This window comes from Streptomyces sp. NBC_00057 (assembly GCF_045041165.1).
GTDB lineage: Bacteria > Actinomycetota > Actinomycetes > Streptomycetales > Streptomycetaceae > Streptomyces.
This window is the reverse complement of sequence record NZ_CP108256.1, coordinates 6,471,291-6,488,917: the sequence shown is the minus strand read 5'-3', so window position 1 is coordinate 6,488,917 and position 17,627 is coordinate 6,471,291. Positions and strand designations below refer to the sequence as shown.

Here is a 17,627-nt window from a genome sequence, read left to right as displayed (position 1 = left end):
GGTCATTCCGCTAGCGGCTCAGCGGCCACGCCACCGAGTCGTGGTCCAGATCGCTCTGGTCCGCCGCGTCCGCGTACTGCGCACACGAATCGGTGAGCGTCTCCAGCAGCGTCAGCGGATCGGGCAGCGGGTTCTCCGGCCCCCGCACCCATTGCACATCCAGCTCACCGGGCAGCCTGGCCGGCGGCAGGAGTACGTAGCTGCCGCGGCAGTGCCAGCGCAGTCCCGGATGCTCGTCCATGGTCTCGGGATGGCAGTCCAGCTCGCACGGCCACCACTCGTCCTCGTCCTCGGGCGTACCGCGGGTGGCGGTGAAGAAGAGCATCCGGTCGTCGCCGGACCGGGCGACGGGGCCGACGTCGATGTCTGCGGCGAGGAGCCGTTCCAGTGCCTGGCTGCCCGCGGACAGCGGCACGTCGAGAACGTCGTGGATCATGCCGGTCGCAGTGATGAAGTTGGCCTGCGGCTGGCTGCGGGCCCAGCGCTCGATCTGGGCGCGGTCGGTGGTGGACTGCGTCTGCCAGGCGAAGGAGATGGGGTGCCGGGCGGGGGTGGGACAGCCGATGCGTTCGCACGAACATCGGTAGCCGACCGGATGGGCGGCGGGCGCGATCGGCATTCCGGCTTCGGCGACAGCCAGGAGCAGCGCCTCCCGGGCGGTGTCGTCGACCTCGCTCTGCTGCGGTTTGGGTCGGCGGCGAAGCCATTGGGAAAATTTGCTCTCTGAGCCGCGATAACGGCCGAAATCGGCGCCCATCTATCCCCTTACCTCAGCGTTGCCCATGCCCATGGTCCCACCATCCTGCGCCTCGGGTGGCCAGAGTCCCGAAGCGGGGTACGGGGGACGACGCCATGAGCTGGGCACTATGCCACTTCTTGTCATGAAACGACGGGTGCGTCTCAGGGGTGTGCCAGCCCGCGCAGGGCGTAGTCGACGATCGCTTCCGCGTACTCATGGGTGAGCGGGAGTGTGCGCAGCAGCCAACGGTGGGTGAGCGGGCCCACGAGGAGTTCCAGGGCGATCCGCGGGTCGATGTCGGCGCGTACCTGGCCCGCCTCCTGGGCGGCGCGCAGCCGTGCGACGTACAGCCGGAGTGAAGGATCGAGCAGCTTCTGGACGAATTCGGCGCCCAGCTGCGGGTCGACGATCCCCTCGGCGGCCAGTGCCCTGGTCGGCGCTTCGAAGGCGGGGTCGGTCAGCTCGTCGACGGTGGCCCGCAGAACGACTTTGAGGTCGGCCGCGAGATCACCCGTGTCCGGGAGCCCCTGCGCGTCACCCGCGCCGTTCTCCTCGGCGGCCCGGTCACCGAGAGCGACGAAAGCCTCCAGGAGAACGGCCGCCTTGGAGGGCCACCACCGGTAGATCGTCTGCTTCCCGACGCCGGCCCGCGCGGCGATGGCCTCGACGGTGGTCCTGGGGTAGCCCACCTCGCCGACCAGGCCGAGCGCCGCGTCGTAGATCGCACGGCGCGAGCGCTCGCTGCGGCGACTGGAGTCGGGTGGCCGATTCTCTACCATGTCGGCAAATCTAGCAGCGGCACGAGTCGATACGTGTCGTCTCATCACCGTGCGGAACCACCCGATCGGATCACTGCGCGCGGGCCCCCGGAAAGCGGACCATGGGCTCACGCACACACCCGTGCGAAGTCCCCCGGCAGGTGACCCCTGCTTTTTCGTGAGGAGCCTTCCTTGCCTCGTGAAGCCACACCCCGCCGTTACCTGATGTGCGCCCCGACCCACTTCAGGGTGACGTACTCCATCAACCCGTGGATGGACCCCAGCAAGCCCGTGGATCTCCCCCTGGCCCAGACCCAGTGGGAGGACCTGCGCGACCGCTACCACGCCCTCGGACACACCGTGGAGCTGCTCACCCCCCGACCCGAGCTGCCCGACATGGTCTTCGCCGCCAATGGCGCCACCGTCATCGACGGCCGGGTGCTCGGCGCCCGGTTCGCGTACCAGGAGCGGTACGAGGAGGCCGGGGCCCATCGCGAGTGGTTCCGGGACAACGGCTTCAACGAGATCCATGAACCGGCCCACGTCAACGAGGGCGAGGGCGACTTCGCGGTCACCGCTTCGTACATCCTGGCCGGGCGGGGCTTCCGGTCCAGTCCCCTCTCGCACGACGAGGCGCAGGAGTTCTTCGGGCGCCCGGTGGTCGGGCTCGATCTGGTCGACCCGCGCTACTACCACCTGGACACTGCCTTGTCCGTGCTCGACGACGCGGGCGACGAGATCATGTACTACCCGGGCGCCTTCTCGCCGGGCAGCCGGTCGGTGCTGGCGCGGCTCTTCCCCGACGCACTGATCGCCGAGGAGACGGATGCGGCGGCGCTCGGCCTGAACGCGGTGAGCGACGGGCTCCATGTGCTGCTGCCGCAGGCCGCCACGGGGCTCTTCGATCCGTTGCGGGCTCGCGGCTTCGAGCCGGTGCCGATGGATCTGGGCGAGCTGCTGAAGGGCGGCGGCAGCGTGAAATGCTGCACGCAGGAGCTGCGCGGTTAGCCGGGGGTCCGGCAGCCGCGGGCGTCAGCCGCGCTCAGGCGCCGGACTCACCCGCGTCGTGCGGCGGCCACTCGTCGCCCCACGCGATGTCCCGGGCGGCCCGGTACAGCTCGCCGTGCCGCTTGGTGACCGTGGAGCGTTGCAGGGCCTCGTCACGGGTGCACAGGTCCAGCAGCACCTGCCCCTTGCGGATCTGCGGCTTGCGGGTGACCCGCGCGCGGACGGGTTCCGTCCGGAAGCGGGTCGCCACGACATAGCTGAACTTCTCGTCCTCGTACGGCAGCGAGCCGCCCTTGACCTGCCGGTGCAGCGAGGAACGGCTGACCCGGGCCGAGAAGTGGCACCAGTCCGTGCCCGGCTCGATGGGGCAGGCGTCGTCGTGCGGGCAGGGCGCGGCGACCTTCAGCCCGGCGGCGATCAGCCGGTCGCGGGCCTCGATGATCCGGGCGTAGCCGTCGGGGGTGCCCGGCTCGACGACCACGACCGCCTGTGCGGCGGCCGCCGCGGTGTCGACGAGGCCGGCGCGGGCGTCCGCCGTCAGCTCCTTGAGTACGTAGGAGACGGTGATCAGGTCCGTGGGGGCGAGTTCGAGGCCGGTGCCGATCCGGGCCCGGCGCCACTCGGCAGTGCGCAGGGCGGGGATGCCGGAGATCGCGGCCAGCTCCCGGCCGAGGGCGAGTGCGGGCTCGGCCCAGTCCAGGACGGTCGTCTTCGGCCCCTCCCAGGCCCCCGCCACGGCCCAGCTCGCCGCTCCGGTGCCGCCGCCGATGTCGGTGTGCGTGGCGGGCACCCAGCCCGGGGCGGCCTCCTGGAGTGCGGCGAGCGCGGACCGTACAGCTTCGAAGGTCGCGGGCATCCGGTACGCGGCGTACGCGGCGACGTCGGAACGGTCGCGTAGCACCGGGGCGTCCGTGGGGGTGGTCCCGCGGTAGTTGGCGATGAGCCGGTCGACGGCCTGGACGGCCTGCTTGGGCGGCAGCCCGTCGAGCAGTCCGGCCAGTGCCGCGCGCAGGGCTTCCGCGGTGGGGAGGGTGGCGTTCACCGACGAATTGTAGGCAAAGGCGGCGGACCCGCTTGCGACCCGGCACCCGCAGCGAACGGCAGCGCATGGGAACTGCCGCGACATCTACGCGAGTTGCTACGCTGACCGGCGCGAGGTCGGGATCGCCCATCGAGGGAAACCATGAGACAGAAGATCGTGCGCCTGGTTCTGGTCGGCGGAGTGCTCGTGCTTGCCATGCTTCTTCTGCTGGCCACCTGCGGCAGCGGCGAGAAGAGGTCCGACAAGCCGAAGAAGCAGGCCAAGGGGAGCGCGGCCCCGGTGACACAGCTCACCGTCCCCTCCGTGTTCGCGACCGAGCACGGCTGGGAGCTCATCGGCACCTCGCCCGACTACGCGCTCTCCCGGACGACGGGAAGCCTCGCCTATCTCGTGCGGGTCTCGGACACCAAGTACCAGCTGCGGACCATCGACTCGGAGACCGGGGAGGCCGGCTGGCACGGGGAGAGCTGGCGGCCCCCGTCCCCGCAGCACTTCCCGAGGCTCCTCCCGGTCACCGTGGACGACCACGAGTACTTCGTCACTTGGTCGTACGGGAAGGTCGGCGAGAACGCGCTGACCCCCGCCGACACGATCATCTCGCTGGATGTCTACGACGTGCAGGACGGCTCCCGGCGGCGCATCGAGGTGCCGTGGAACTCCGTACCCACGGTCACCACCACCGGCCCCGGCATTCTCATCAGCGACGGCCGGACGAACAGCGCCGTGGTCGACCCGGTGACCGGCCGGGTGTCGGAGATCACCACCCCCGCGCTCAAGTATCCGAAGGGCTGCACGACCTGCAAGCAGCTCACCGAGGTGCGCGGGCTGACGAAGAAGGGCCTGCTGGTCAGCGGGGCCAAGGAATTCTGGGTGCAGGGCGGCTGGTTCAGCCGCAATGTCGCCCCCAAGGGCACCGACCGGCTCAGCGGAATCCCGACATCGGTGATCCCGGGCCTGGTACTGGCGAAGTGGCAGCTCGCAAAGGGGGCGAAGCGGGCCGCCACCCATGACCTGTGGACGGTGCAGGACATGGAGACCGGCAAGCCCCTCGCCTCGGTGGAGTGCAGCAAGCCTGCGATCAAGCCGGGCCAGTACCCGCAGCTGGTCGCCGCCCCCTCGGGCAACTTCCTGGTGGCCGGGCCGCTCGCCTTCGACCTGTTGACGAAGCGGGGGTTCTGCTTCGAGGGGGCGGACGGCACGAAGCCGCTGACGCTCGCGTCCGTGACCGACGAGGGCATCGCGTACGGCGCGGCGAACGCACGCAACGCGGCCGACGTACTGGCCGGCGGCGGCACCCCCGTCGCGGTGGCGGTCAGGAGCGGCACGACGGGCGCCCTGCCCTCGAACCAACGGGTTCCGGGCGCGGTGACGTCGGACGGCGTCGGCCTGTTCCGCTGGACGGACGAGAAGGACCGCCCGCATCTGATCGGCTACCCGAGCGCGAACTAGGCGTACTACTCGGTCCGACCGGGCCTGCGGAAACACGCTCGCGCCGCACTGGACCCCGCTGTTACAACAGGGCATGGGAATCTGGACCGACGCCTTCATCGCGCCCGCGAAGCCGACTCTGCTTCCGCCCGAGGCCTTCGGCCGCTTCGTGGTCGAGCTGGCGCGTCAGCGTCTGGTCCGGACGCCGTGGGCGCTCGTCGCGGGGAAGCTCTGTGCCAACGCCAGCCTCAACTGGGGCAGCGTCAGCGGGCAGGCACGCTGGGACCGGCCTCCCGTCGGCACGGTGCTGCGTTCCGAGGAATACCCGGAAGGCATGCGGGACGACGACCCGCCGCCCTGGGGCGACTCCCACGAAGAGGCCCGGCTCCTCGCCGCCGGCGACGCGGTCCTCGATGTACTGCCGGCCCTCCGGGCGGCCCCGTACGGCAGCGAGGACATCGCCGTCGCGTTCGACTGCATGGACTTCGGCAATCGGAGGATCGCCGACTACTTCTGGTACGAGGACCACCGCACGATGCTCGTCTGCTTCGCCCTGGCACGCCCCCAGCACCGGCCCTTGCACGCCAACGACGGCGGATGGCCCGGCGGGCCGATGCACCCGGTGCAGACCTGCGTGGTCCACACCTTCAAGCACGCGTCGGGGGAAGGTGCGGTACCGGCGATCGTCTCCGTCGCCTCCCGCCACCTCGGACCGGACCTGATCAGCGGCGAGACCTGGGGCTGACCCCGGCCCCAGGCTAAGAAACCCGCTGCCAGGGCCGGCACAACCCCAGGAAGCAGGCCATCGCACCCACCGCGCACACCAGCTGCACGACAGCCATCGGAACGGCCGTCCCCTCGCCCGCGATCCCGACGAGCGGCGAGGCGACGGCGCCGATCAGGAACGACGACGTACCGAGCAGTGCGGAGGCGGACCCGGCGGCGTGCTTCGTACGCATCAGGGCCTGTGCGTTCGTATTGGGCATCGCGAGCCCCATCGCCGACATCAGCACGAAGAGCCCCGTCGCGACCGGGACCAGGCCCACGTGCCCGAAGACCCCGGACGTCATCAGCAGCAGCGCGGCCGCGGCCAGCACGATGACCGAGAGCCCGAAGGCGAGCGCCTTGTCCAGGCTGATCCGGCCGACCAGCACCTTGCCGTTGATCTGGCCCACGACGATCAGGCCGACCGAGTTGATGCCGAAGAGCAGGCTGAACGTCTGCGGCGAGGCCCCGTAGATCTCCTGCACGACGAACGGCGAGGCGCTCACGTACGAGAAGAGGACGGCGAAGGCGAGGCTGCCCGCGATCATGTAGCCGGTGAAGACCCGGTCGGCGAGCAGCCCGCGCATGGTGCGCAGCGCGTCGCCGATGCCGCCGGTGTGCCGGTCCTGCGGCGGCAGGGTCTCGTGCAGCCACTTCCAGACGACCAGGGTGAGCACCACGCCGACAACGGTGAGGACGGCGAAGATCCCCCGCCAGTCGGTGAACCGCAGCACCTGTCCGCCGATCAGCGGTGCGACGATCGGTGCGACGCCGGAGATCAGCATCAGGGTGGAGAAGAACCTGGCCATCTCCACGCCGTCGTACATGTCGCGCACCACGGCACGGGCGATGACGATCCCCGCCGCACCGGCCAGGCCCTGCAGGAGGCGGAAGCCGATGAGGAGTTCCGTGGTGGGGGCGAAGACGCAGATCGCGGTGGCGAAGACATAGATGATCATGCCGAGGAGCAGTGGCCTGCGCCTCCCCCACCGGTCGCTCATCGGTCCGACGACGACCTGCCCGAGCGCCATGCCGGTGAGGCAGGCGGTGAGGGTGAGCTGCACGGTCGCGGCGGAGGCGTGCAGGGACTCGGTGACCGCGGGCAGGGCCGGGAGGTACATGTCCATGGACAGCGGCGGCAGTGCGGTGAGGCCGCCGAGGACCAGGGTGACGAGGAGTCCGGTGCGCCGGGCCGCGTCGGTGGCGGCCGGATTTCCGGGAGGTGTGCCGGTGGCCGCGGACTCCGCGGCCACGGTCCGGGTGGTCGATATGTGTGTACGTTCCTGCTGGGCCCGGCTTGCGCCGCTCTCCGGCATTCTCATCTCCATGTCGTTGAATCCGCCTCTATGCTCTCAGCTCAGCCGGACTGGTCGAGACCTCTTTGGGGAGCAGGCATGACAGGCATGAGCAGGGCTGTGCGTTGGGGCGTGCTGGCGACCGGCGGTATTGCCGCGACGTTCACCGAGGACCTGCGGTCGATGCCGGACGCGGAGGTGGTGGCCGTCGCATCCCGTACGGACGCCGCGGCGAAGGCGTTCGCGCAGCGGTTCGGGATACCCCGGGCGTACGGCAGCTGGGCCGAGCTCGCCGCCGACGACGAGGTCGATGTGGTGTACGTCGCGACACCGCACTCTGCGCACCGGGAGGCGGCCGCGCTCTGTCTGGAGGCCGGAAAGCACGTGCTGTGCGAGAAGGCGTTCACGCTCAACGCGCGGGAGGCGGACGAGCTGGTGAAGCTCGCCCGGGACCGCGGCCTCTTCCTGATGGAGGCCATGTGGACGTACTGCAACCCGGTCATCCGGCGCATGACGGAGCTGGTGCGGGACGACGCCATCGGCGATATCCGTACCGTGCAGGCCGACTTCGGGCTCGCGGGTCCTTTCGGACCCGAACACCGGCTGCGCGACCCGGCGCTGGGCGGCGGCGCGCTGCTGGACCTCGGGGTCTATCCGGTGTCGTTCGCGCATCTGCTGCTGGGCGAGCCGGACCGGGTGCAGGCCGACGCGCTGCTCTCCCCCGAGGGCGTCGATCTGCACACCGCGATGCTGCTGAGCTGGTCGGAGGCGGGCGCCTCGGCGCTGCTGAACTGTTCGATCGTCGCGGACACGCCGCTGACCGCCTCGGTCACGGGCACGAAGGGGCGGATCGACTTCCCGCGCGGCTTCTTCTACCCGGAACGGTTCGTGCTGCACCGGGAGGGGCACGAGCCGGAGGAGTTCACCGCGGGGGCGGCGGGCAAGGGGCTGCGCGGGATGCAGTTCGAGCAGGCCGAGGTGGCGCGGGCACTGCGGGCGGACGAGACGGAGTCGCCGCTGGTGCCGCTGGACGGTTCCCTTGCCGTGATGCGGACGCTCGACGCGGTACGTGACCGCATCGGCGTCCGCTACCCGGCCGACGGCCTCCTCTGACCGGGACCTGTCCGAGAAGGGCCTTGGACCGACCGGCAAATGGAGGGTGGCGTCCCCATTGCCGGTCGGTCTCACGCGGGCGTGAGGCCCTGGTTCCCCACCTCGGTGACGAACGATCCGGCCGTCGTCACGGGCGCACCGGGCGTGGTGACGGCCGGCACCGTGCGGTAGTCGGCGCGCGCCTGCTTCAGGCCCAGCGTGATGACCGCGTATCCGCGGCGGCCGTTGAAGAACTTCATGTGCGGGTTGGCCCGCATCTGGTTGTTCCAGCCGGCCGGCTTGTCCGTACCGTCCTTGCCGCTCGTGATGGATGTGGCGACGATCTCCGTGCCGACGGTGCGGGACGACGAGTCGTCGAAGTCCTTCTTCAGGTCGAAGCCGTAGCCGACGTGCACATCGCCGGTCAGCACCATCAGGTTGTCGATCCCGGCGGCCCCGGCCCCCTTCAGAATCCGGTCCCGGGAGGCGGGGTAGCCGTCCCACGCGTCCATGGAGAGCAGATAGGCGTCGGTGGGGACATCGCGCCGCTGGGCGAAGGCGACCTGCTGCGGTACGACGTTCCAGGTGGCCCGTGAGGCGTGCCAGCCGTCCAGCAGCCAGCGTTCCTGGGTGGCGCCGGTCAGGGTGCGCGAGGGGTCCGCGGACTCCGGTCCGGGCTTGTGCCAGCCGTCGCCGTAGGCCTGGTCGCTGCGGTACTGACGGGTGTCGAGGATGTCGAACTGGGCGAGGCTTCCGAACTGCAGGCGCCGGTAGAGCTTCATGTCCGGGCCGGCCGGCTGCTGCGGGGTGCGCAGCGGCTGGTTCTCCCAGTACGCCCGGTAGGCGGCGGCGCGCCGCAGCAGGAATTCCTCCGGCGGTACGCCGTTCTCGGGGGTGTCACCCGCGTAGTTGTTCTCGGTCTCGTGGTCGTCCCAGGTGACGACGAAGGGGTGCGCGGCGTGGGCGGCACGCAGATCGGGGTCGGACTTGTAGAGGCCGTACCGCAGCCGGTAGTCCTCCAGCGTGACCGTCTCCCGGTTGAAGTGGGCGGGGAGCTTGCGGTCGGTGTAGTTGCGGGCTCCGCCGGTCGCGTTGACGGCGTACTCGTAGAGGTAGTCGCCGAGGTGGAAGACGACGTCGACGTCCTCCCGGGCGAGGTGCTTGTACGCGGTGAAGTAGCCGTCGTGGTAGGCCTGGCAGGAGACGGCGGCCAGGCTCAGCACGCTGTTGCGGGCGTCGGGGGCGGGCGCGGTGCGGGTCCGGCCGGCGGGGCTGATCCACGTACCGGTGCGGAAGCGGTAGTAGAAGACGTGGTCCGCTTCGAGGCCCTTGACCTCGACGTGGACGCTGTGGTTGAACTCCGGGTGGGCGGTGGCCGACCCTCGCTGGACGATGCGGGAGAAGCGCTCGTCGTGGGCGAGTTCCCAGCTCACCGCGACACGGGACTGGGGAAGTCCGCTGCCGGTCTCGTACGGGCGGGGTGCGAGTCTCGTCCACAGCAGGACCGAGTCGGGTTGCGGGTCGCCCGAGGCGACGCCGAGGGTGAACGGGTCCTCGCCGATCCTCCGGCCGTCCAGCTCGGCGGCGCTCGCGGTGCCCGCGGCCGGCAGATTGACCGAGAAGGCCAGCGCGGCAGCGGCACCGGTGGCGGTGAGGAAGCGGCGGCGTCCGACATGCCTGGCGGCGTCGCGCATCTCCTGCTGGTGCGATGAGTGCGTCATCTGTCCCTCCCCTGGCTGGTGGTGTACTCGGGCAGTGCACCGGGCCAGCACATCGAGCGGCTGTCGTGGTCGCGTCGCTCCGGCGTCGCGCGGATAAGGAATACAGCGGGAATGGATGCCCACGACAAAGTGCGCATACGCGACGGAGACCATGATCATCAAGGTCGGCCCTCCGTGACGTGAACCCGCGGCCGCATACGGCGTCCTGACCCCGTGTGGCCCCACGCGGCCCGCGGGACGACAGGGCGTACGCTGCGGCCCCATGAGCAACAAACTGTTGAATTCCGACTCGAAGACGGCGGTCGTGACGGGCGCGGGCTCCGGAATCGGTCGCGCGGTGGCTCTCGCCCTGACCGGCGCCGGCTGGTCGGTGGCGCTCGCGGGCCGGCGCCCGGAACCCCTCGCCGAGACCGCCGCGCTGGCCGGGGAGAACGCCCGGATGATCACCGTCCCCACCGATGTGTCGCGCCCCGAGGACGTGGACGCGCTCTTCTCCTCGGCACACGAGTGCTTCGGCCGACTCGATCTGCTCTTCAACAACGCGGGTACGTTCGGACCGCGTTCCGTCCCGGTCGAGGACCTGTCCGTGGAGGACTGGCGCTCGGTGGTGGACGTGAATGTGACGGGGGCGTTCCTCTGCGCGCAGGCGGCATACCGGCTGATGAGGGCGCAGGACCCGCAGGGCGGCCGGATCATCAACAACGGCTCGGTCTCCGCCCACGCACCACGCCCGCATTCGGTCGCCTACACCGCGACCAAGCACGCCATGACGGGCCTGACGAAGTCGCTGTCCCTGGACGGCCGTCCGTACCGGATCGCCTGTGGGCAGATCGACATCGGCAACGCCGCCACGGACATGACGGAGCGGATGCAGACCGGCACCCTGCAGGCCAACGGCGACCTGGCGGTGGAACCGGTGATGGCGGCGGCGGACGTGGCCCGGACGGTGCTCCACATGGCGGAACTGCCCCTGGAGGCGAACATGCAGTTCGCCACGGTCCTGGCGACGGCGATGCCGTACGTGGGCCGCGGCTGACGGTGCCGCAGCCACGAGTCCGGCCATCCCGCCCACGAAACGAACAGGCGCCCGGAACAACGCTGGTTCGGGGGTGCTGCAGTCCATCCCGCCGGAAACCATGCGGAACCGTTGTGAGCGTTACTGTGTCAGTCGACGGCCTCGGCAGGCCTACCGCCGGGCGGGCGGGAAGTGACGCCCGTGGAGGCCCATGTAGGACCGCACCTTGCGGTGCGGCAGGGGCCTACGGAGCAGGAACCCGAGGAAGTCGTTCCGTTGCCACGTTGCGGCCCCGCGACGCCGCCCCCCATTTGCCGGTCGGTCTGGGCCGGGCCACCGCGGCTCGGGGCACCATCCGGCCGGCCGGAGCGGGAATACCCCGGGCCGCGGCAGGGTTGACCTGCGGCATGAGTCAGAATTCAGGTACCGAGATCCTGCGCTACACCGCCTTCTCCGCCGACCCGGAGGGCGGCAATCCGGCAGGTGTCGTCCTTGATGCGTCCGGACTCGACGACGCGGCGATGCTCGCCGTCGCGGCGGAGCTGGGTTACAGCGAATCGGCTTTTCTGACCGGGCGGAACGAGCCGGGCGACGAAGGGCCGTGGGCCGCCCGGGGATACACGATCCGCTACTTCAGCCCGAAGGCCGAAGTCCCGTTCTGCGGCCACGCCACCGTGGCGACGGCCCTCGCACTCGCCGAGCGCGACGGCCCCGGCGATCTGGTGTTCAGCACCCCCGCGGGTACGGTCCCGGTCACCGTCACCCAGGAGGGCGGCGGACTCCGCGCCACGCTCACCAGCGTCGAACCGGACGTCATGGACATCGCCCCGGACGACCTGGCGGAGGCGCTCGCCGCCCTGGACTGGCCGACCGCCGATCTCGACCCTGCCCTGCCGCCACGGATCGCCTTCGCGGGCGCCCGCCACCTGGTGCTGGCCGCCGCGACCCGTGAGCGGCTTGCCGACCTCAGTTACGACTTCGCGCGCCTCGAAGCCCTGATGCGCCGACTGGACCTGACGACCCTGCAGCTGGTGTGGCGGGCGGCGCCGGACGTCTTCCACGTCCGCGACCCGTTCCCGGTCGGCGGCGTGGTGGAGGACCCCGCCACGGGCGCGGCGGCGGCCGCCTTCGGCGCCTATGCGCGCACCCTGGGCCTCGTCCCGGACGCCGCTGTCCTCACCCTCCACCAGGGCGAGGACATGGGCCGCCCCGGCACGCTCACGGTCGAACTGCGGGCGGGCGACGCGCGGGTGCGGGTGAGCGGTACGGGTACCCGGATCGAAGCCTGACGAGGGGGCGCCGCGGCGCCGTCAGCCGCCGAGGTGCCGGCGGTACCACGGCGCGTGCCGGGTGAACGCGGTCGCAAACCCTTCGCCCGGCTCCCAGTCGAAGTCCTGGCCGACCCGTTCGTCGGTGAACCAGTGGTCCACGGCGAGCATGCCGAGGTGGTGCAGCGCGTACGGGACCCCGGCGAGCCGCACGCGGGCCGTGTCCACATCGATGCCGGTGGCCCCCCAGGGCAGCCGAAGCTCGTCGACGACCGTGGACAGCAGCTGCGAACAACTCACCGGTTCGGGGTGGTTGACGTGGTAGACCCCGGCCGGCTCCTTCGGGGACAGCGCAGCACCCAGCAGCGCCCGCCCCAGCGTCTGTACGTCGATCATCGAGTGCCGTGCCTCGCACCCGGTCAGTCCGGCCGAGAGCTGCCGGACGAGCGCGACCAGGCCGGGCACGGCCCATCGGTCCCCGGCCCCGTACACGATGTGCGGGCGCACGACGACGCCGCCGGCCGCCAGGACATGCTGTTCGGCGGCGGCGCGGGTCAGGCTGGTGGCCGAGGCCGGGGCCGGCTCGGCCTGTCCGGGCAACAGCCGGGTGAACGGGCCCCGACCGTAGACGGATGCCGTGCTCAGGTGGACGATCCGGGTGACTCCGCAGCGGGCCGCCTCTTCGGCCAGGGCACGGGTTCCTTGATCATTTACGGACCGGACGGTCGGTTCGTCGCCGCCGATCCGTGAGGCGCAGTGGATCACAGCGTCGATGCCCTCGCAGCTGCCGCGCAGCGTTGCGGGGTCGGCGAGGTCCCCGTACACCGTCTCGATGCCGGGCCCGGCGCCCGCCGTTGCCGATGCGGTGAGGGCTGTCCTGTGGGTCATCAGCCGCAGCCGGACACCGGGGGTGGCCCTGGCCGCGGTCACCACATGGCCGCCGACGAAACCGGTCGCGCCGGTAATGAGTATGCGCAGTGTCATGACTGGCCATTCTGCCTGTCGTCCGGCCGGCTCCCCTGATTCCCCGCTGTGCCGTGCAGGCCGCTCGGGGAGCCGAGGGCGCAGGTGAAGGCCGGCTCGCCGTCCTGGATCGCCGAGACGTGCACCCCGGTCGTACTGCGGTCGCCGGCCGGAACGGGCCGGGCCTCGATCCAGCAGGGACGGTCGAGTTCCACGTACCGGAGGAAGTCGGTCTTCACCGATGCCGGGAGGAAGTCATGGCCGGGGGTGACGGCGACGGCCGCCTGACGGGCCGCCTCCAGCAGCAGAATGCCCGGCACATGGTCGTTGGGCCGGGCGAACAATGTCGGATGTGCGGTGTCGAGCCGCAACTGCCAGACGTTTTGCCGCGGACCCGGTGCCAGTACGACATCGCGTTCATCGGCCCTGCCCACCTCGGCCGGTGCGACGGCGGGCAGGAGGGGTATCGGGGCGCCGATCACGCCCTGCCGGTCGCCCCGCAGCCTGTCGTACACCTTGGCCGAGGTGCAGCTGATACGTCCTCCGCCTCTGGCGAGGACGGTGCCGAGCCGGTGCAGGAGCAGCTCGACGTGCATGGAACCGATGCTCCGGCCGCGCCGCCGGATCCGGGAGCAGGACACATCCACCGTGATGTCCCAGGGCGCCTCGCCCAGGAGCAGCCGATCGGGCTCGGAGACGTACGCGAGCTCCCACATCACGAACTGGTCCCCGACCGGGACGTCGAACGCCGCATGCCCCAGGAGCATCGTCGTCTGCCGCATGGTCTCCGCGATCAGCAGCGGGTCCTGGTAACGGCCCGACACGGGGGCGAAGAAGCGGTGCGCATGCGGCCAACGGGCCGATACCGAGAACTGGGTGTCGGTCTGTGGGGTCCAGCCGGTGGGAAAGACATCCTCGGCATCGGACCGGTGGACCAGGTGTCTCGGGAAGTCCGCCTCCCCACGCCTGCCCCTCGACGGCGTCTCGCCCTCTCCAGGGATTTCGGTGAATTCGGCGGCGCCTCCGCCCTCGACGGACACCGATGCGCTGCGCGAGGTGAGCTGAACCATGAACTTTCCTCCCAGAGGATCCATACCGGGAGGGCGGGCCGCCCTCGCAGTAAGATACTGACAGTCCGGTTTTCCTATCCAGCCATATCCCAGTGGTGCTGACCACGCCACGACTGAGAGAGACTCGTAGCTGATGGCACAGCAGGCGCGCGCGATCCAGACTCGACGGTCAATCCTGGTGGCGGCCGCCGCCGTCTTCGACGAACGCGGCTACAGCAGCGCCACCATCAGTGAAATTCTTGCGCGGGCCGGAGTGACAAAGGGCGCGCTCTACTTCCATTTCACCTCGAAGGAAGACCTGGCACTCGGGGTGATGGACGTACAGCTGGACAGTGATCCACTTCCCCCCCAGCTGACGAAGCTTCAGGAATTGGTCGATCAGGGCATGCTGCTCGCTCACCGGCTCCGGCATGAGCCACTGGTACGCGCCAGCGTCGGGCTGGCCATGGATCAGGCGGTGGAAGGCCTCGATCGGGGCACCCCGTTCCGTGCCTGGATAGACCGGCTCGAACATCTGCTGACCGCCGCGAAGAACCAGGGCGAACTCCTGCCGCACGTCGACCCCCGCGAGACCGCCGAAATGCTGGCAGGTTCCTTCTCCGGCATTCAGGTGATGTCCCAAGCCCTGTGCAAGCGCGAGGACTTGGGGCGACGAATCTCGGTCCTTCTGCATTACGTACTGCCGAGCATCTCGACCCCTGCCGTGCTGACCACGCTCGACATGGCCGAGGACCGGGGCGAGCGCCTGTTCGGCACCCTCGGATCAGTCCCCAGCCAGGCCGGCGCACCCGGCTGACGGGTGGGGCCTCCCCTGCCGAAGAGTCACGGGGCATGACACGGCAGCGACGATCGGCTGAACATCGGGCGACGAAGAGTTGCGGCTACGATCGCGGGCACCCAGCGAGACCAGGAGTGCCGACCGTGTCCCAACCGCGCATCGCCGTATCCATCGTCACCATGGGCGATCGCCCGCAGCAGGTCGAGGCCCTGCTGGCCTCGGTGGCCGGACAGGACGTCCGGCCGGCCCGGATCGTCGTCGTGGGCAACGGCTCACCGCTCCCGGACTTCACCGCGTTTCCCGGCCTGTCCGATCTGTCCGGCGGTGTGACGGCGATCGAACTCGACGAGAACCTGGGCTGCCCCGGTGGCCGTAACGTCGCCCTGCGCAAGCTGGCGGAGTTCGGCGATGTGGATGTCGTCATCGAGCTCGACGACGACGGGCTCCTGGTCGACGGCGGAGTGTTCCGCAAGGTCCAGGAGCTGTACGCCGCCGACCCTCGGCTCGGCATCGTCGGCTTCCGGATCGCCGACGAGCACGGCGAGACCCAGCGCCGCCACGTCCCGCGCCTGCGCGCCGCCGACCCGATGCGGCGCGGCGCGGTGACCGCGTTCCTGGGCGGCGGCCACGCCCTCTCCATGAAGATGCTCGCCCAGACGGGGCCCTGGCCCGCGGAGTTCTTCTTCACGCACGAGGAGACGGACCTGTCCTGGCGGGCGCTCGACGCGGGCTGGAAGATCCTGTACGAGCCCGATCTGCTGCTCCAGCACCCCAAGACCTCCCCGGCCAGGCACTCCGTCTACTACCGGATGACGGCCCGCAACCGGGTCTGGCTGGCCCGCCGCAATCTGCCCCTCCCCCTGGTCCCGGCCTACCTGGGCACCTGGACCCTCCTGACCGTGGCCCGCACCCGGTCGGCGACGGGGCTGCGCGCCTGGGCCGGCGGCTTCGCCGAGGGGGTCCGTACGCCGTGCGGGCGGCGGCAGCCCATGCGGTGGCGCACGGTGTGGCGGATGACGAAACTGGGACGGCCACCGGTCATCTGATCCGCGACGGGGTCGGGTGGCACAGCGTCAGTCCCGAGACAGGAGTTGCCGATGTCCGTCCGCAGGATCGTCCCCAACATTCGGACCAACATCGGCCCCGGGGCCGAATCGGACACCAACGCCAACGCCACCACCACCGCCGTTGCCGCCGCGATGAAGCGGACCGCGGAGTTCTACGGCCGTGGACGCGGCCTGCACCGCCATGCAGGAGGACGGTGCGGAGATCGTGTACCCGTTGCACGACGAGGAATGGGGCGTGCGCCGCTTCTTCGTCCGCGACCCCGACGGCCCGGGTGATCAACGTGCTGGGCCATCGCTGACCGGCCCCTGCCCGGTGACGCCGTCGTCGTACGGGAGGATCCGCCGCAGGAGCCCCTCGGGGCGGCCCCGCTTGCGCCATTCCCTCGGGTAACCGATGGAGACCTCCTCGAAGCGCACCCCGTCGTACCAGGTCGTACGGGGGATGTGCAGATGGCCGTAGACCATGGCCGCCACATTGAAGCGCCGGTGCCAGTCGGCGGTGAGTTCCGTGCCGCACCACTGGGCGAACTCGGGATACGTCAGGACGGCCATCGGTTCGCGGACCAGGGGCCAGTGACTGGCGATGACCAGCGGAATCTCCGGATCGTGCGCGGCGAGACGCCGCTCGGTCTCCGCCACTCGCGCCCGGCACCAGGCGTCACGGCTCGGGTACGGGTCGGGGTGCAGCAGGAACTCGTCGGTGCACACCACCCCCGTCTTGTGCGCGTACGCCAGGGACTCCTCCTTGGTCGTCGTGCCCGGCGCCCGGAAGCTGTAGTCGTACAGCAGGAACACGGGCGCGACGGCCACCGGCCCTTCGGGGCCGGGCCACAGCGGATACGGGTCCTCCGGAGTGGCCACCCCGAGGCTCCGGCACAGCTCGACCAGATGCTCGTAGCGTTCCCGGCCCCGCAGTTGGACCGGGTCGTGCTTGGTCGTCCACAGCTCATGGTTCCCGGGGGTCCAGATCACCCGGGCGTACCGGCCCGCGAGCAGCCGCAGCGCCCACTCCACGTCCTCGGCCTTCTCGGCGACATCACCGGCGACGATGACCCAGTCCTCGTCCGAATCCGGCCTCAGGGACTCGATGATGGGGCGGTTGTCCGCCATCCCGACGTGAAGGTCGCTCACCGCGAGCAGAGAACCGCGGTTTCCGTAGGCGCGATCGGACATGGAGAACCTTTCCCGAGGACGGACCGAACGAGATCGTCTCCCATGATGTGGCCCGGCACCTCACCAGGGCCACGGCGACGGCCACGAACCCGGCTCCGGCCATGGCCACGACGGGCGCGCATCGGATGGTCAGCCTGACGGCGGCAGTCACCATGGGAGCGATGGCACGCCGGACGGGATTCAGGCCGGGACAACCCCCTGCCTCCACCCGGGCCAGGAGAAAAGGTTCTCGGCGACCTGCCCGAAGGCCGCGTCCGACGCACAGAGGACGGCTTCATCTCTCATGTCGACAACCCACGCTCGCTGCCGAGGTGGTGTTCGCCGACGACGGTCCGACCGTGCCGACGGACCGCCCGTGGGACGAAGAGGGCCGGCCCACGAAGGACTGGCGCAGGAGCGAGGACTGAGTTCTGCGACAGCATCGAAGGCGACGCCGACTGCCCGA

The 17,627-nt window shown here is 70.4% G+C and carries 16 protein-coding genes and 1 pseudogene; 9 read left to right on the top strand and 8 right to left on the bottom strand.

The annotated features are described in order from the left end of the window. Positions 1 to 10 precede the first annotated feature (10 nt). Together OG953_RS30555 and OG953_RS30550 are read right to left on the bottom strand one after the other, a co-directional pair. Complete coding sequence (locus OG953_RS30555) at positions 11 to 757, bottom strand: bifunctional DNA primase/polymerase (RefSeq protein WP_402000193.1); 747 nt, start codon at positions 755 to 757, stop codon at positions 11 to 13. Positions 758 to 900: 143 nt separating this feature from the next. Further along, on the bottom strand, positions 901 to 1,518 hold the full coding sequence (locus tag OG953_RS30550; RefSeq protein WP_405688354.1) for a TetR/AcrR family transcriptional regulator: 618 nt from the start codon (positions 1,516 to 1,518) through the stop codon (positions 901 to 903). 171 nt (positions 1,519 to 1,689) lie between these two features. Between OG953_RS30550 and ddaH the strand changes: the two genes are divergently transcribed. Then, positions 1,690 to 2,505, top strand: a complete 816-nt coding sequence (ddaH, locus tag OG953_RS30545) for a dimethylargininase (RefSeq protein WP_405688351.1) — start codon at positions 1,690 to 1,692, stop codon at positions 2,503 to 2,505. A gap of 34 nt (positions 2,506 to 2,539) precedes the next feature. Here the strand turns inward: ddaH and OG953_RS30540 are convergent, their stop codons facing one another. Beyond that, complete coding sequence (locus tag OG953_RS30540) at positions 2,540 to 3,547, bottom strand: small ribosomal subunit Rsm22 family protein (protein WP_405688349.1); 1,008 nt, start codon at positions 3,545 to 3,547, stop codon at positions 2,540 to 2,542. A gap of 141 nt (positions 3,548 to 3,688) precedes the next feature. Here OG953_RS30540 and OG953_RS30535 point away from each other — a divergent pair, with 141 nt between their 5' ends. After that, the gene (locus OG953_RS30535) at positions 3,689 to 4,996 is read left to right on the top strand and encodes a hypothetical protein (protein WP_405688348.1); all 1,308 of its coding nucleotides are present in this window, start codon (positions 3,689 to 3,691) and stop codon (positions 4,994 to 4,996) included. Between the two features lie 73 nt (positions 4,997 to 5,069). Beyond that, positions 5,070 to 5,720: a hypothetical protein gene (locus tag OG953_RS30530; RefSeq protein ID WP_405688347.1), complete on the top strand. Its 651-nt coding sequence runs from the start codon at positions 5,070 to 5,072 to the stop codon at positions 5,718 to 5,720. A gap of 13 nt (positions 5,721 to 5,733) precedes the next feature. Here OG953_RS30530 and OG953_RS30525 read toward each other — a convergent pair whose 3' ends face one another. After that, positions 5,734 to 7,056, bottom strand: a complete 1,323-nt coding sequence (locus OG953_RS30525) for a multidrug effflux MFS transporter (protein ID WP_405688345.1) — start codon at positions 7,054 to 7,056, stop codon at positions 5,734 to 5,736. Positions 7,057 to 7,143: 87 nt separating this feature from the next. Between OG953_RS30525 and OG953_RS30520 the strand changes: the two genes are divergently transcribed. Beyond that, complete coding sequence (locus tag OG953_RS30520) at positions 7,144 to 8,148, top strand: Gfo/Idh/MocA family protein (RefSeq protein WP_405692148.1); 1,005 nt, start codon at positions 7,144 to 7,146, stop codon at positions 8,146 to 8,148. A 71-nt stretch (positions 8,149 to 8,219) separates the two neighbouring features. On the opposite strand, the gene OG953_RS30515 is transcribed toward OG953_RS30520, so the two are convergent. After that, entirely contained in the window at positions 8,220 to 9,848 is a 1,629-nt protein-coding gene (locus OG953_RS30515) for an alkaline phosphatase D family protein (RefSeq protein WP_405688343.1), read from the bottom strand. Positions 9,849 to 10,110: 262 nt separating this feature from the next. Here OG953_RS30515 and OG953_RS30510 point away from each other — a divergent pair, with 262 nt between their 5' ends. Beyond that, a complete protein-coding gene (locus OG953_RS30510) occupies positions 10,111 to 10,884 on the top strand; it encodes an SDR family oxidoreductase (RefSeq protein WP_405688342.1) in 774 nt (257 codons plus the stop codon). 386 nt (positions 10,885 to 11,270) lie between these two features. After that, positions 11,271 to 12,152 (top strand): PhzF family phenazine biosynthesis protein, encoded by an 882-nt coding sequence (locus OG953_RS30505; protein WP_405688340.1) that lies wholly within the window; start codon positions 11,271 to 11,273, stop codon positions 12,150 to 12,152. 21 nt (positions 12,153 to 12,173) lie between these two features. On the opposite strand, the gene OG953_RS30500 is transcribed toward OG953_RS30505, so the two are convergent. Both OG953_RS30500 and OG953_RS30495 read right to left on the bottom strand, forming a co-directional pair. Further along, on the bottom strand, positions 12,174 to 13,115 hold the full coding sequence (locus OG953_RS30500; RefSeq protein WP_405688339.1) for an NAD-dependent epimerase/dehydratase family protein: 942 nt from the start codon (positions 13,113 to 13,115) through the stop codon (positions 12,174 to 12,176). Then, entirely contained in the window at positions 13,112 to 14,164 is a 1,053-nt protein-coding gene (locus OG953_RS30495) for a ScbA/BarX family gamma-butyrolactone biosynthesis protein (protein ID WP_405688338.1), read from the bottom strand. Before OG953_RS30495 ends, OG953_RS30500 begins: the two co-directional genes overlap by 4 nt. A gap of 133 nt (positions 14,165 to 14,297) precedes the next feature. Between OG953_RS30495 and OG953_RS30490 the strand changes: the two genes are divergently transcribed. The 3 genes and pseudogenes from OG953_RS30490 to OG953_RS30480 form a co-directional block, all read left to right on the top strand. Next, positions 14,298 to 14,960, top strand: a complete 663-nt coding sequence (locus OG953_RS30490; RefSeq protein WP_405688335.1) for a ScbR family autoregulator-binding transcription factor — start codon at positions 14,298 to 14,300, stop codon at positions 14,958 to 14,960. Between the two features lie 125 nt (positions 14,961 to 15,085). Beyond that, entirely contained in the window at positions 15,086 to 15,988 is a 903-nt protein-coding gene (locus OG953_RS30485; RefSeq protein WP_405688334.1) for a glycosyltransferase family 2 protein, read from the top strand. Between the two features lie 181 nt (positions 15,989 to 16,169). After that, a pseudogene (locus OG953_RS30480) lies at positions 16,170 to 16,308 on the top strand (VOC family protein); the annotation flags it as partial. Here OG953_RS30480 and OG953_RS30475 read toward each other — a convergent pair. Then, entirely contained in the window at positions 16,286 to 17,182 is an 897-nt protein-coding gene (locus OG953_RS30475; protein WP_405688332.1) for a metallophosphoesterase family protein, read from the bottom strand. The pseudogene OG953_RS30480 and the gene OG953_RS30475 overlap by 23 nt on opposite strands. Positions 17,183 to 17,627 lie beyond the last annotated feature (445 nt).

Excerpts from the sequence above, each read along its gene's own strand:
- OG953_RS30505 (WP_405688340.1), top strand. The coding sequence starts at position 11,271 with ATGAGTCAGAATTCAGGTACCGAGATCCTGCGCTACACCGCCTTCTCC.
- OG953_RS30475 (WP_405688332.1), bottom strand. The coding sequence starts at position 17,182 with ATGTCCGATCGCGCCTACGGAAACCGCGGTTCTCTGCTCGCGGTGAGC.
- OG953_RS30520 (WP_405692148.1), top strand. The coding sequence starts at position 7,144 with ATGAGCAGGGCTGTGCGTTGGGGCGTGCTGGCGACCGGCGGTATTGCC.
- OG953_RS30510 (WP_405688342.1), top strand. The coding sequence starts at position 10,111 with ATGAGCAACAAACTGTTGAATTCCGACTCGAAGACGGCGGTCGTGACG.
- OG953_RS30555 (WP_402000193.1), bottom strand. The coding sequence starts at position 757 with ATGGGCGCCGATTTCGGCCGTTATCGCGGCTCAGAGAGCAAATTTTCC.
- OG953_RS30500 (WP_405688339.1), bottom strand. The coding sequence starts at position 13,115 with ATGACACTGCGCATACTCATTACCGGCGCGACCGGTTTCGTCGGCGGC.
- OG953_RS30535 (WP_405688348.1), top strand. The coding sequence starts at position 3,689 with ATGAGACAGAAGATCGTGCGCCTGGTTCTGGTCGGCGGAGTGCTCGTG.
- OG953_RS30495 (WP_405688338.1), bottom strand. The coding sequence starts at position 14,164 with ATGGTTCAGCTCACCTCGCGCAGCGCATCGGTGTCCGTCGAGGGCGGA.
- OG953_RS30490 (WP_405688335.1), top strand. The coding sequence starts at position 14,298 with ATGGCACAGCAGGCGCGCGCGATCCAGACTCGACGGTCAATCCTGGTG.
- OG953_RS30550 (WP_405688354.1), bottom strand. The coding sequence starts at position 1,518 with ATGGTAGAGAATCGGCCACCCGACTCCAGTCGCCGCAGCGAGCGCTCG.
- OG953_RS30525 (WP_405688345.1), bottom strand. The coding sequence starts at position 7,056 with ATGCCGGAGAGCGGCGCAAGCCGGGCCCAGCAGGAACGTACACACATA.
- OG953_RS30515 (WP_405688343.1), bottom strand. The coding sequence starts at position 9,848 with ATGACGCACTCATCGCACCAGCAGGAGATGCGCGACGCCGCCAGGCAT.
- OG953_RS30530 (WP_405688347.1), top strand. The coding sequence starts at position 5,070 with ATGGGAATCTGGACCGACGCCTTCATCGCGCCCGCGAAGCCGACTCTG.